5 protein-coding genes are annotated in these 14,714 nt (G+C 47.2%); 3 read left to right on the forward strand and 2 right to left on the reverse strand.

Annotated features, from left to right (window positions below):
- Positions 1-74 precede the first annotated feature (74 nt).
- Entirely contained in the window at positions 75-905 is an 831-nt protein-coding gene (locus KDM90_RS12360; RefSeq protein WP_212675932.1) for a hypothetical protein, read from the reverse strand.
- Positions 906-1,462: 557 nt separating this feature from the next.
- Between KDM90_RS12360 and KDM90_RS12365 the strand changes: the two genes are divergently transcribed.
- The 3 genes from KDM90_RS12365 to KDM90_RS12375 all read left to right on the forward strand — a co-directional run bounded on the left by KDM90_RS12365 (position 1,463) and on the right by KDM90_RS12375 (position 10,265).
- Positions 1,463-6,145, forward strand: coding sequence for a glutamate synthase-related protein (locus KDM90_RS12365; RefSeq protein WP_212675933.1), 4,683 nt, complete (start codon positions 1,463-1,465; stop codon positions 6,143-6,145).
- 249 nt (positions 6,146-6,394) lie between these two features.
- Positions 6,395-7,858, forward strand: a complete 1,464-nt coding sequence (locus KDM90_RS12370) for a glutamate synthase subunit beta (RefSeq protein WP_212675934.1) — start codon at positions 6,395-6,397, stop codon at positions 7,856-7,858.
- A 439-nt stretch (positions 7,859-8,297) separates the two neighbouring features.
- On the forward strand, positions 8,298-10,265 hold the full coding sequence (locus tag KDM90_RS12375; protein ID WP_212675935.1) for a methyl-accepting chemotaxis protein: 1,968 nt from the start codon (positions 8,298-8,300) through the stop codon (positions 10,263-10,265).
- Between the two features lie 153 nt (positions 10,266-10,418).
- Here the strand turns inward: KDM90_RS12375 and KDM90_RS12380 are convergent, their stop codons facing one another.
- Positions 10,419-14,393 carry an ATP-binding protein gene (locus tag KDM90_RS12380; protein WP_212675936.1) on the reverse strand — a complete coding sequence of 1,325 codons (3,975 nt, stop codon included), beginning with the start codon at positions 14,391-14,393 and terminating at the stop codon, positions 10,419-10,421.
- Positions 14,394-14,714 lie beyond the last annotated feature (321 nt).

The following is a 14,714-nucleotide window of genomic DNA, read 5'->3' on the forward strand; positions in this document are numbered from 1 at the left end:
TTAACGCCTGAATTCACCGGACTACGCGGCTTTTCGCGCGGGTCCGGTGGAATGATGGGTTAGCCACGTAGGCGCTACTGAACGGAAAACTCGCGCTCAAGGTCTTGCATCTTGAAGAGGCGAACCACCGTCTTAAATGAATATGCTTCTGAGTATGTGCGAATTTTTTCAATGGTTTTGTCCATCCGTTTCAGGCGAAATTCTTCATCTGTGTCAGTTGCTAAGGCAAATATGAATTCAATTTTATTCTTAAGCTCGTCTGGTAGCGTTTCAGAAAAACGTTTCACTCTTTCAAAGTACTCCGAAAGAATTGGATCTGGAACATTGCCTAGCCTAGTAAATCTAACTTCGGCAACAACGGCCCTATCTGATGAGGTTGAGACCGCATCGAATACCAACTTTGGCTGGCCCTTGACAGCCAAATTTCGATCGAATTTGAGGCCGAGATCTCTCGCCAATTTGGCAATTACAAGCTCTTCAGCAAGGAGGCCGTTTCCCTGAAATGACCGACGAAGCGTTTCGGCTGCGGAGATCGAGGGGTTCGTTGCGACTGTTGGCTGTTCCTGTCTTGCCTGAGTGTCAGCAGTTGGTTCTGCAATCGGATCCTCCTGCTCACTATTGATTTTCGCAAACTTTGCAGAACTTGTGGCGTTTTCAAAGAGGTCTGTGAAGGTTTTGTCATCTTTGAAATCGGTTGGGGCATAAAGAACATGGTGCTTTTTGTAGAGTACAAAAAAGAAGATTGCGACAAGCAAAATTGGAAAGCACATCAAAAACCAGACGTAGACGTGCTGTATTTCCTTATCCAGGAATGGCAAAACTACTGTGCCACTGACCTCGGCTAGTGCCGCAAATATAGCGATCACCGTAAGCGGGTTCTTAATATGTCCGATCTTTTCAACCATATTTTTTATTTCCTACCGTGAATGCTTCGAGTGTGGCTAACTTGTTTTAAAGTGAAAGAAACCGAAGTTAACACATGCATTCATTTAATACAATGATGTTCAAATGTCTGCGATAAGCAGATGGGGCTTGAGGCTTCATTGTTATGCTGCATATCAATCCAGTTGAACAAAGGGAATCTCTAAGTTGGACGAGTTTTGTTGTTTGCTCTTCGCCCTAAGGACCTTTTTGGGTGCAAAGCGCACACTAACTTTCCCAAGCTCCACATAACCACTTTCAAAGCGAAATACGACAAGGAATCACTATTGTTCGCCTGTTTCATAGCTGCCAATCCATATAGTAATATTGACTCCGTCCCCAATAAAAAATAATGAAAAATAAGACCAGTTTTTATAAACTCTGACCCTAATTTTTCTTGTTGTTTTTCCTGTTGCGCTGCACTATTCTTGAGCCCAAGTTTGATTTTTCATTGTCTGTTTGCGAGTTTTCAAAACTTTATTTGGAAGTTCTCGCAAAACATCAGTAGGTACTTCGGTATCACGCAAAGTAGGGGAATGTTATGCACGCACAAGGTTTATACGATCCAAGTAATGAAAAAGACGCCTGTGGTGTCGGTTTTGTTGCGCATATCAAGGGCAAGAAGTCGCATGCCATCGTTGAGCAAGGTTTGTTGATTCTGAAAAATTTGGATCACCGTGGCGCGGTCGGTGCCGATGCCTTGATGGGTGATGGTGCGGGTGTCTTGATTCAAATTCCTGATCAATACTATCGCGAAGAGATGGCGAAGCAAGGTGTGGAATTGCCGCCGCCAGGCGAATATGGCGTGGGCATGATTTTCCTGCCGAAGGAACATGCTTCCCGTTTGGCCTGCGAACAAGAAATCGAACGTGCGGTGCGCGCTGAAGGCCAAGTAGTCTTGGGTTGGCGTGATGTGCCGGTCGATCGTGAGATGCCGATGTCGCCGACAGTGCGCGAAAAAGAGCCAGTGATACGCCAGATCTTTATCGGTCGCGGCCCAGACATCATGGTGACCGATGCTTTGGAACGTAAGCTGTACGTGATTCGTAAATCGGCAGTGCATGCGATTGAGGCTTTGCACCTCTTGCATGGCAAAGAATACTTCGTGCCGTCGATGTCGGCACGTACCATCGTCTACAAAGGTTTGCTGTTGGCTGACCAAGTCGGCGTCTACTACAAAGACTTGCAAGACGAACGTTGCGTATCCGCTTTGGCTTTGGTGCATCAGCGTTTCTCGACAAATACTTTCCCAGAATGGCCATTGGCTCACCCATATCGCATGATTGCCCATAACGGCGAGATCAACACGGTGAAAGGTAACTTCAACTGGATGCGTGCACGTGAAGGCGTGATGAAGTCCGCTGTGCTCGGTGACGATCTGCAAAAACTCTATCCGCTGATTTTTGAAGGCCAATCCGATACCGCAAGTTTCGATAATGCGCTTGAATTGTTGGTGATGGCGGGCTATCCAATCGCCCAAGCGATGATGATGATGATTCCTGAAGCGTGGGAAAATCATACGATGATGGACGACAATCGTCGTGCTTTCTATGAATACCATGCAGCGATGATGGAACCATGGGATGGTCCAGCGGCGATGGCATTTACCGATGGTCGTCAAATTGGCGGTACTTTGGATCGCAATGGATTGCGTCCAGCGCGTTACATTATTACTGACGATGATTTAGTGGTGATGGCGTCGGAATCGGGTGTGTTACCCATTCCGGAAGCACGCATCATCAAAAAATGGCGTCTACAACCGGGTAAGATGTTCTTGATCGATTTGGAAGCAGGTCGCATCATCGACGATAAAGAAATCAAAGATACCTACGCCAACGCCAAGCCTTATAAGCAGTGGATTAATTCAGTGCGTATCAAGCTCAGTTCCTTGAAAGGCGAGCCAGACAATACGCCAGAAGCCGCGTCACTGTTGGATCGCCAGCAAGCCTTTGGTTACACTCAGGAAGATATCAAATTCTTGATGGAGCCAATGGCGGTATCGGGTGAAGAAGCGATTGGTTCTATGGGTAATGATGCTTCTTTGGCGGTGATGTCGAACAAGCTCAAACCTCTCTACAACTATTTCAAACAGTTGTTCGCGCAAGTGACGAATCCACCGATCGATCCAATCCGCGAAGCGATGGTGATGTCTTTGGTGTCTTTCATTGGCCCTAAACCGAATCTGCTCGACACCAACAACATCAATCCACCGATGCGTTTGGAAGTGTCGCAACCGATCTTGAACTTTGACGACATCGCCAAGCTGCGTAATATCAGTGCGAATACGGGCGGCAAGTTCAAATCTTACGAACTCGATATTTGCTATCCAGTCGCTTGGGGCAAAGATGGTATCGAAGCACGCTTAGCATCCATCTGCGCGGAAGTGGTTGATGCGGTGAAATCCGGTCACAACATCATGATCATCACTGATCGCAAAATGGATGCGAACTTTGTGGCGATACCAGCTTTGTTGGCGACTTCTACCGTGCATCAACATTTGGTGAGCAAAGGTTTGCGCACCACAACCGGTCTGGTGGTAGAAACAGGTTCTGCACGTGAAACGCATCACTTTGCCTTGCTGGCTGGCTATGGCGCAGAAGCGGTACATCCTTACCTGGCGATGCAAACGCTCGCGGATATGGCGAACAAGTTGAAAGACGTAGACGCAGAAAAAGCCATCTACAACTACACCAAAGCAGTTGGCAAAGGCTTGCATAAAGTCATGTCGAAAATGGGCATCTCGACCTACATGTCCTACTGCGGCGCGCAGATTTTTGAAGCCGTTGGTTTGAACAAATCCTTGGTCGACAAATACTTCAAAGGCACTGCATCGAATGTCGAAGGTATCGGTGTATTTGAAGTAGCAGAAGAGGCGTTGCGCTTGCACAAGGCTGCTTTTGGTAGCGACCCTGTGTTGACCAATGCCTTGGACGCGGGTGGCGAATATGCTTTCCGTATTCGCGGTGAAGATCATATGTGGACGCCAGATTCGATTGCGAAATTGCAGCATTCCACACGTTCGAATAACTTCAATTCCTACAAAGAATACGCACAGATCATCAATGATCAATCTAAACGTCATATGACTTTGCGTGGCTTGTTTGAATTTAAGATTGATCCTAGCAAAGCGATTCCTCTGGACCAAGTCGAGCCAGCCAAAGAAATCGTCAAACGTTTTGCCACGGGCGCGATGTCTATGGGCTCTATCAGCACCGAAGCCCATGCGACTTTGGCGATTGCCATGAACCGTATCGGTGGTAAATCGAATACAGGTGAGGGTGGTGAAGACCCAGCGCGTTACACACAAGAATTGAAAGGCATACCAATCAAGCAAGGCGCGACCATGGCCTCGGTGATTGGTGCGCAAAATGTGGAGGTTGATATTCCTTTGCAAGAAGGCGATTCCTTACGCTCACGTATCAAACAAGTTGCTTCTGGCCGTTTCGGTGTAACAGCAGAATACTTAAGCTCTGCTGATCAGATTCAGATCAAGATGGCACAAGGTGCGAAGCCAGGTGAAGGTGGTCAGTTGCCCGGTCATAAGGTATCTGATTACATCGCGAAATTGCGTTTCTCAGTACCAGGCGTTGGCTTGATTTCGCCTCCACCGCACCACGATATTTATTCCATCGAAGATTTGGCGCAGTTGATTCACGACTTGAAGAACGTCAATCCACGTGCATCGATCTCGGTGAAATTGGTATCTGAAGTGGGCGTCGGTACGATTGCGGCAGGTGTGACTAAAGCAAAATCAGATCACATCGTGATCGCTGGCCATGACGGTGGTACTGGTGCGTCACCTTTGTCATCGATTAAGCATGCCGGTACACCGTGGGAACTCGGTTTGTCTGAAGCGCAGCAAACTTTGGTCTTGAATGGCTTGCGCGGTCGTGTTCGTGTACAGGCTGATGGCCAAATGAAAACCGGTCGTGACGTGGTGATCGCAGCGATGTTGGGCGCAGATGAAATCGGTTTTGCGACAGCACCGTTGGTCGTAGAAGGTTGCATTATGATGCGCAAGTGCCATTTGAATACTTGCCCGGTCGGTGTCGCAACACAAGATCCAGAACTGCGTAAGAAATTCTCTGGTAAACCAGAATACGTGGTGAACTATTTCTTCTTTGTCGCAGAAGAAGCGCGTCAAATCATGGCGCAGTTGGGTATTCGCACTTACGACGAATTGATCGGCCGCGTTGATCTCTTAGATAAGTCAAAAGCGATCTCACATTGGAAAGCCAAGGGCTTAGATTTCAGCCGCATTTTCCATCAAGTGGATGCAGGCGCGGATGCTGCGGTTCGTCATGTGGAAGAACAAGACCATGGTCTGGATAAAGCGCTAGACAATAAGTTGATCGCCCAAGCGAAATTGGCCTTGGAAACCGGTGAGAAAGTTTCTTTCATCCAGCCGATCAAAAACTTGAACCGCACGGTTGGTGCCATGTTGTCGGGTGAGGTAGCGAAGCGTTATGGTCATGCTGGTTTGCCTGATGACACTATTCACGTGCAGTTGCAAGGTACAGCGGGCCAATCAGCGGGCGCGTTCTTGGCACGCGGCGTGACTTTGGATTTGGTTGGCGAAGGCAATGACTACGTCGGTAAAGGCTTGTCAGGTGGTCGCATCATTATCCGTCCAAATACGGAATTCCGTGGTTGGGCTGTCGATAACATCATTTGCGGCAATACGGTCTTGTACGGTGCGATTGCGGGTGAAGCTTTCATTAACGGTGTGGCGGGCGAGCGTTTTGCGGTACGTAATTCCGGCGCATTGGCGATCATCGAAGGTACCGGTGATCATGGTTGCGAATACATGACAGGCGGTACGGTGGTGGTGCTTGGTGCCACAGGGCGTAACTTCGCGGCGGGTATGTCAGGCGGTATCGCTTATGTGTATGACCCGGATGGTGAATTCGCAGCGAAATGCAATATGGCGATGGTCACCTTGGAATCGGTGTTAGCGGGTGACGAGCAAGAGAAGACTATCGACAAATCTCTGTGGCATGCAAAAACACGCGGGGGTGAGCGTGAAACGGATGAAGCGATTTTGCGTAGTTCAATAGAGCGCCATTTCAAACACACAGGCAGCACCCGCGCCCGCAATTTGTTGGACGACTGGGCACGTAGCCGCGCGAAGTTTGTGAAGGTATTCCCGAACGAATACAAGCGCGCTTTGGCTGAGATGTATGTGGCGGAACAGGCTGCTTTGAAATTGGAAAAAGCGGCTTAAGGGCTGAATAACATCGCCGCAGAGACGCAGAGTACGCAGAGGGAATGCAGGAAAGTGTAAAAGAGAGATGGCTGTGGAGCCGTCATTCCCGCGAAGGCGGGAATCCAGTGTCTTGTAGTTGATCAAAGAACGCCACTGGACTCCTGCCTGCGCAGGAGTGACAGTAAAAACTCTTTGAAGTCTCTGCGCCTTTTCGACAAAAGAAAGATTTGGGGCAGCTAGCCCGTTCAAAATATTAGAGGTTTTATCATGGGAAAAGTAACCGGTTTTATGGAATACCAGCGCTTGCAAGAAGCGAGCGAAGCGCCTAAAACACGTCTGAAGCATTACAAAGAATTTTTGATGCATTTGGATGATGGCCAAGCCAAAATTCAAGCTGCACGTTGTATGGATTGCGGCATTCCGTTTTGTAATAACGGCTGCCCTGTCAATAACATCATCCCTGACTGGAATGATCTGACTTATAACGGCAACTACCAACAAGCTTTGGAAGTGCTGCATTCAACGAATAACTTTCCAGAGTTCACCGGAAGAATTTGCCCAGCACCTTGCGAATCTGCTTGCACACTCGGTATCAATGAACTGCCAGTCGGCATCAAATCGATTGAACACTTCATCATCGACAAGGGTTGGGAAAACGGTTGGGTTACACCACAAATTCCTGCGCACAAGACTGGTAAGAAAGTGGCGATCGTCGGTTCGGGTCCAGCAGGTTTGGCGGCGGCGCAGCAATTGGCGCGTGCTGGTCATGATGTGACTGTGTTCGAGAAAAATGATCGCGTCGGTGGCTTGCTGCGTTATGGTATCCCTGATTTTAAAATGGAAAAATCCCACATCGACCGTCGTGTTGAACAAATGCAAGCTGAGGGTGTGACTTTCCGTACCGGCGTTTTAGTCGGTAAAGATTTTCCGAGCAATATTACAAACTGGTCGAAAGAGACAGTCTCTCCCGACGAGTTGAAAAAAGAATTTGATGCCGTGATCGTCGCAGGTGGCGCAGAAGTGCCGCGTGATTTACCTGTACCGGGTCGTGAACTCAAAGGTGTGCACTTCGCAATGGAATTTTTGCCCGTGCAAAATAAGGTGAATGCAGGAGACAAGTATAAAGATCAGATCATGGCAAGCGGTAAGCACGTGGTCGTGATCGGTGGTGGTGACACAGGTTCAGATTGCGTAGGAACCTCGAATCGTCATGGCGCAAAATCAGTCGCTCAATTTGAACTGATGCCACAGCCACCAGCGCAGGAAAATAAGCCCTTAGTCTGGCCTTACTGGCCTACCAAATTACGCACATCCTCTTCGCACGAAGAAGGCTGCGATCGTGATTGGGCAGTCGCTACCAAACGTCTAGAAGGCAAGGGCGGTAAAGTAGAAAAACTGATCGCATGCCGCGTCGAATGGAAAGACGGCAAGATGTCCGAAGTACCTGATTCCGAATTCGAAATGAAGGCAGATTTGGTATTGCTAGCCATGGGCTTTGTCTCACCAGTCGGGCAAGTCTTAGAAGCTTTCGGTGTCGATAAAGACGCTCGTGGCAACGCACGTGCGACGACTGATGGTGAAGGCTGCTACAAAACTAATGTTGAAAAAGTTTACGCAGCCGGCGATATGCGTCGTGGCCAATCGCTGGTAGTGTGGGCGATCCGTGAAGGCCGTCAATGCGCGCGTGAAGTGGATGCGTTCTTGATGGGGGCATCCGTGTTACCACGATAGTGGTCGTTGAAGTCTGCCAGTGCTGTCGATACAATGTATTTTTGTACCGTGTTTATTGAGTAGTACCATGTTGTATTAAGGCTTGCCTCCAATTCTCTCTTACCGAGCGAATTGGAGGTTTTTTTTTATCTAGAAGGACTGCATTGGATCGATCTTTTGATCAGCGAATAAACGTCCTAGATCGGCTGAGAATCTAGTTGACTGCTGATGCGTCAAATCTTCAATTCGCCTTGATTTCGCGCAAACAGAATTGTTTTCGCCTCTGAAAACAACGGCTTAACAATGTTTAACAAAATAGTGTCGCATTATCTCCTGTGAATTTCCCGATGGAAAGCTCACTTCCTATAATGGTGGCTTCAAAGTGGTCATATCGATTAAACAATCGAGATGGACTGAAGCGATTGGATTGAGTTTTCAATTTCTAATGGGAGAAGCGTAATTGGCATTTAATATTTTTGGCCCCGGCAAACTCATCATGCGCAGTTTGCGCATGCCCGCAAAGTTTTCAATTATTGTCGTTACTTTGCTCATCCCTCTCATGATGCTTTTGTATTTGTATGTGAATAAGGCGAATGCGGACATAGACTTCGCGGAGAACGAAGCCACTGGGGTGCATTTTCACAAGCGTGTGAATCCTTTAATGGATGCAGTTCTATTTCATCGTGGTCAAGCCTTGCTTCGTTTGCTGGAGATCGAGGACAAAGCGCTGACGAATGAAGCGGCGAATGCGGTCGAAAAGGGTTTTGCAGCGATGGAAAAAGCCTTAGCAGAGGCCGACCCTTATCAGCTAAAGCCCGTGTTAGCCAAAGCAAAAGAAGCTTGGATGGATGCGGAACGATCGACCTATGCTGAAACAGCACAAATTACTGCAAAGTATTCGAAAATTAATGAGGCATTACTTGAACTGCGGCGTCAGATTTCAGAATTGTCGAGCTTGGCTCTCGATCCTGATGTCGATAGTTACTATCTGATGGCAGCTTCAACCGAAAAATTACCGGAAGTGACGGCCAATTTAGCACCCCTACGCGGATTGGTTGCCTATGTTGCGGCTAAACCAGATAAAGCTGATTCGACGCGTACCCGCATCGCTGCTTTTATGGCGCTGATAAGGCGTGACGTGACGGATGCCAAAGATGCTTTGTCTCGGGTAAGCAAAGTTAATGGGCGTGCCCTAAAGGATGTTGACCAAACCGTCTTTGATCGCGCTGATGCCTATTTGAATTTAATTCAGACGACGATCATGGGGCCAGAGGTAAGTGGGCAAGCTAAAGCGATCTACAGTGCAGGAAGTGAAGTCATACTTGCCAATGAAGCGTTGACAGAGAAAACCTTAAAGGCATTGGGGAATGCTTTGGAATTGCGTATCCAAACCTTGAGGAATTATCGGAATCTTATGCTGATTGGTGTGATCATTGCGCTCAGCATTGCAATGTATGCGCTATACACGTTTTACCTCACTTCGATGAGTGGTTTTAAGAGCATGTCGAAACGTGTGAATATGCTCGGCGAGGGCGACTTAACCACATCGAATGCCGCGATCGGTCAGGACGAAATTTCAGAGTCAATTAATATTTTCCGCACCAGCGTGCAGGCTTTGTCGCGCATTGTTGCTGGGGTGCGCGAATCTGCCGAGTCGATCAGTTTGGCAACCACGGAAATTGCTGCTGGCAATAATGACTTAGCAGAACGAGGTGCAAAAATAGCTGGCACAGTTCAACATACTGCGGAAAATATGGAGTCGCTGGCGGCCAAGGTTTCGCATAATTTAGACAATGCTAAACAGGCAGATCAGTTGGCATCATCTGCTTTTCAGGTCGCGACAAAAGGCGGTGCGATTGTTTCGCAAGCAGTTGAAACGATGGAAAAAATCACGATCTCCTCGCGCAAAATTGGAGAAATCACCGAGGTCATTAATGGTATCGCGTTTCAAACCAATATTTTGGCTCTGAATGCGGCCGTCGAGGCGGCACGAGCTGGTGAGCAAGGAAGGGGGTTCGCAGTGGTTGCATCCGAAGTACGAAGTCTTGCCCAACGCAGTGCCAGTGCAGCAAAAGAAATTGGGGATTTGATTCGTGATTCGATTCAAGACATCGAGTCGGGTGCGCGTTATGTGAATGATGCTGGTACGACGATGAAAGAGATCGTGAACTCTGTACAAAATGTAACTGCTATCATGGATGAAATTACTCGCGAATCGAATGAGCAGTCCCATGAGATTAACGAGATGGCCGAAGCAGTGCGTGAAGTCGATTCTAGTACGCAGCAGAACGCTGCAATGGTCGAGGAGATCTCTGCTGCCGTCATGTCCCTAGAAGAGCGCGCGAATTTCTTGGCAGAGTCTGTCAAGACTTTTAAGATCGATGCGGCAAGAGCGACCGTAAAAGCGAATAAATTAATCGGGTATTGAGATTGTTCGCTTGCTATCGATTATCGCTTTTGTTTTCGTCATGAATGAAAAAAACTGACATCGCACTTTGCCCCGAAAGAAAAAATCCCATCAAGTTGGACTTCGATGGGATTTTTTTTATGCATGGATTGGAGCAGTTCCAATGTTCATTCTTTAGTGCAAAGACTCATTGTCATTGTTGCTCGCTGGTGCGACGATTGGCAGGATCAATTCAAAAATCGTGCCCCTATCGAGTTTGCTTTTGACTTTGATTGATCCCCCCAGAATCGCAGTGACGATGTTATAGCTAATATGGAGTCCAAGTCCGCTGCCACCTTGGCCCATTCTTGTGGTGAAAAAAGGATCGAAAATTCGCGTCAGGTTCTCTTCCGTAATGCCGTTACCATTGTCACTGATGACAATCTTGACCTGCGATTCATTGATTTGTTCTGCGCTGATACGCATTTCGCCGTTCTTGCGACCATCGAAGGCATGGATCAGCGCATTGATAATCATGTTTGTAATGACTTGACCGTATGGACCTGGGAAACTATCCATTTCAATATTGCCGGGGATGCGAATGCTCAATTCATGTTCATCGCGACGTATTCGTCCACCTAAAGTCGAAGCAATCTCGGTTGTAACGGTATTGAGATTGAATAGCCTGCGCTTATCTGAAGTTTGATCGACCGCGATTTGTTTAAAACTCGTAATTAAATTCGCTGCAGTCGCAAGATTGCGCATTAAGAGGGTGCAGGCTAGCTTGGCATTTTCGCCAAAAGCTTCAATACGCGAGCGCCTTACTGTGCCGTTACCAATTTCATTGACTAAGCTTACCGTCATTTCTTCAAGTGAACTGGCGGTGAGTAAGCTATTTCCTATGGGCGTATTTAATTCGTGTGCTACGCCAGCGACGAGTGACCCAAGTGCTGCGAGCTTTTCTTGTTCGACTAGTTTGCTTTGCGTTAATTGTAAGCGATGGTAGGAACTGGCGTTATCGAATGCGACAGCAGCGTAGGCGCCAAGCGAACGTAAGATCGCGACGTCGTTTTCCATATAAGTATTGGCATCTTCATGCTGTACGCACAAAACTCCCATTACTTTTTGTTTTAAAAGCATGGGCACATAAATCGCGGATCGCGGATGGGTGAGTTCTGGCAATTCTGCGATGGTGTTGCTTACCGATGGACGACTGTCAAGATCAAAGGGCATAAAACTATCGTGTTCTCGGGTGGTCGCCGACATATGGTTGATCAGCAGCTCTTTTGCTTGAACAATGCAGCGTATCGCAGGGTGGTCTTTGTTGTCGAGACTGCGTTGATAAGGCTTAAGCAATTGCTCCGCCTCCATCACGAAGTCAAAGCGAACGACTTGATGATCCCAATCGACTAAACCAATACTAAAGCTGTGGCATTCGATTAATTCTTGCACATAGGTGTAGAGACTTTTTTCTATTGAGTGGATTTCAAGTGAAGCGGTGATATGTCTTCCCATTTCGGCTAACAAAGCGATGTCGTGCCTCGCCTTGTCCGCAGCTTCACGTTGCGAAACCGCCTCTTTTGTACGGAGGACAATCTCATGTTCCAACTGTTTTTTATTATGTCTTAGTCTTTGTGTATAGAGATGCACTCCACCCATCAAACTGAGCATAGCGAGAATAATCCAAAGCAGATACGCCCAAGTGCTTCGATACCAAGGCGGTAAGATCGTCAACGCGAAACTCGCTTCATCGCCTAGCGTGCCGTAAATGTTTTTCGCACGTACTCGAAAGCGGTACTGACCCTCAGGAATGTTGGTGTATTCCTTTGAATTTACCTTGCTCCATTCGCTCCATTCTCGGTCAAATCCTTCAAGTTGATATTGAAATTGTAGTGACCCAGGCTTCTCAAAGAAGCTTGCCGAGAATTCAAACATCAGCGCATTTTGGGTGTACGGCAATTGTAGGATTTGTTTGGTGGATTGCTGTCGCTGAAAAACGGTGTGCTCCCCTTCCTTCATCTTGCTAGGGAGTCCGAATGTTCCATCAAAGATTGTTTCCTTGGTGTTCGCAGCGACTTTACGGATGAGTGCAGTGAAGCCTTCTTGGTAGTTCTTGTTCGTCTGCAAGTCGATGCGGAACAAATTTTCACCCGGTAGCCAAATACTGCCATGCGGATGAATGAAGAGCGGCTCTTCAATTGTGTCAAGACCACGGAAAGGCATTGCATTTGTAGTGAATCCACCATCGGGAAGGTGCGTCAGTGCACGAACACCGTCCGTGGTTTGCAGGTAATAAGTACCCATTCCATCGGGATGAATATCGAAAATGCCGATGTCGCCTTTGTTATAGATCTTTCCGAATTGTGGATCAGGGCTGAAGCGGGTGTATTCAACCGAATCATCCCATGGTGCGATTTTTGCGCTAAAAATTCCTTTGGCGTTCAATAAATAAAGCTTGTCGTCAAAAAATTTTGCACGATTGCCAGATAGGTCGGGAAGTCCGTGTTCTGTGCCGATTCTATGCATGCCGACTTGCAATGGTGTGGTGCCAGTGAAATGAAGTCTGAGTATGCCTTGTACTTCAGTTGAAAGCCAAAGGTCACCGCTGGCATCTGCTGTAATGCGTCGAATATTTTCGCGGACTTGATCGATTTTTCCTAGGAATTTCCACTCGCCTTTTTCTTTCTGGAATACTTCTATGCCGCCCATTTTTCCCATAAAGACCGTATTCGGCCAGCGATTCGAAACACCGAGCGCATATCCATCGCTGCTTGGGCCTTCGATTCGCTGAACTTTGTCACCCATGACTTTGAACAGTCCCCGCCCAGTGACGGCGAGCAAATCACCCGATGTTTCAATAAATTGCCAAGTTTCGCCAGGACTATCGAGAATGGCGGTAAATTGCGGGGTATCGAGACGCGTTGTATAGCGAAACGCTTGTTGTTTAAGGATGTGTTGATATGTGCCAACGTAAAAATTCCCCTGATGAAAATAGCTAGAAATAACAATTCCATCAATCCCATTCGAAGGGCCAAATGACGTTTGCGGAACACTTAGCTCGATGTGCGAAATGCCCGAATTCGTGCTTGCCCACAAATTGTTGGCGCGATCTAACATGATCCCAGCTACCGTGTTGTCGATTAAACCAGCGTTGCGATTAATTGCGCGTAACACTTGACCTTGTCGGTCAATTATTAAGATTCCTCCCTTAATCGTACTAAGTGCAAAGCCTTGTTCACCGATCGGTATCATCCGATATAAAAATAAGCTGTCATGGTGGGTGAGTTGATCGATTGCGGTTGGAAATGGTTTGATCCAACTTGTGTTTGTCTTGTTGCGTTGATTTTCAGATCGGTAAGTTCGAGAGCGGCTATCCCACAGGGACGACAGGTCGAGCAAGGCGAAACCGCCCGAAATTTTGCCTGCCAAAATTTGATGTTCAGCGAAGCGGGTTAAGACGATGCGTTTGCCATCTGCGAGGCTAGAAAATTCGGTTAATGGATGTATCGCACCGTTATGGATAACACTCAAGCCACGCACATTGTCGAGGTAAAATAAGTGGTCATTGAGGACGACTGCTTGAGATGAAGCGAGTTGACCATCCAAAGCGGTTACTTGGTTTTGGAAATACCGAAAGATGCGACTTCGCGTCAAAAAGTAGACACCATGCGAGGTCGTTTCGATCTGCCAGACGTCGTTGAATCCCAACTCATTCTTAGGTAAGCGATTGAGAAGCGAATACGCTTGCACCTTGCCGGTTGGGTTTGCTGCGAGATAGCCAAAATCACCAATGGAGCCGTAGTAAATGGTATCGTCTTGATCCTTCGCGAGCGCCCTAACCATCGGGTTGCCTTTGATGAAAACATTTTGCCAACGTTGCCCATCAAACTCTAGGATGCCAGACGAATTACCAAAGTAAATTACACCGCGTTGATCTTGAACGGAACTCCAGTTTTGGCTATGGGCTTTGTATATTTTTGAGCCGAAATTTTGAATAATCGGTGAACCCAAGGTTGCACTTAAGGGCATGGGGGAGCCAGCCGCAAATGTGCTGCTTTCTGCGGCTTGTTTTTGTGCGCTCGAAACATTGTGAGTCAGTAATGCAATGATGAAAAAACTGATCACCGCAATGAATCGTGAATGATGGAATTGTCGACTCCTGAACCACATAGCAATTTGCTTTCAGCGATACAATGTATAAAACTTAATAATGAGAAAAATGCTACTTTCCATATAAAGTTTTGATGATTTGCGTGTTTTCTGAATATATTAGTGCACACATTAATTTAACATCGAATCTCAAGTAATCGTCCAATGGCTGGCATCCTCACGAATCTTTCTTCTCCGCGACCCGAAAATATGTTCAAGATGCGACAGACTTCACATATTTGACATCATTTATTTGTTAAATAAATTCGACAAAAAGGCAAGTTTGATGATCTCCATGTCGTCTCGCTAAAACAGCATCGAATTCTTGTTTGATCTCTGTTC

Source organism: Affinundibacterium fentianense (genome assembly GCF_018139545.1).
In the GTDB taxonomy this organism is placed as follows: Bacteria; Pseudomonadota; Gammaproteobacteria; order Burkholderiales; family Burkholderiaceae_D; genus Undibacterium; species Undibacterium fentianense.

Excerpts from the sequence above, each read along its gene's own strand:
- KDM90_RS12380 (WP_212675936.1), bottom strand. The coding sequence starts at position 14,393 with ATGTGGTTCAGGAGTCGACAATTCCATCATTCACGATTCATTGCGGTG.
- KDM90_RS12370 (WP_212675934.1), top strand. The coding sequence starts at position 6,395 with ATGGGAAAAGTAACCGGTTTTATGGAATACCAGCGCTTGCAAGAAGCG.
- KDM90_RS12365 (WP_212675933.1), top strand. The coding sequence starts at position 1,463 with ATGCACGCACAAGGTTTATACGATCCAAGTAATGAAAAAGACGCCTGT.
- KDM90_RS12360 (WP_212675932.1), bottom strand. The coding sequence starts at position 905 with ATGGTTGAAAAGATCGGACATATTAAGAACCCGCTTACGGTGATCGCT.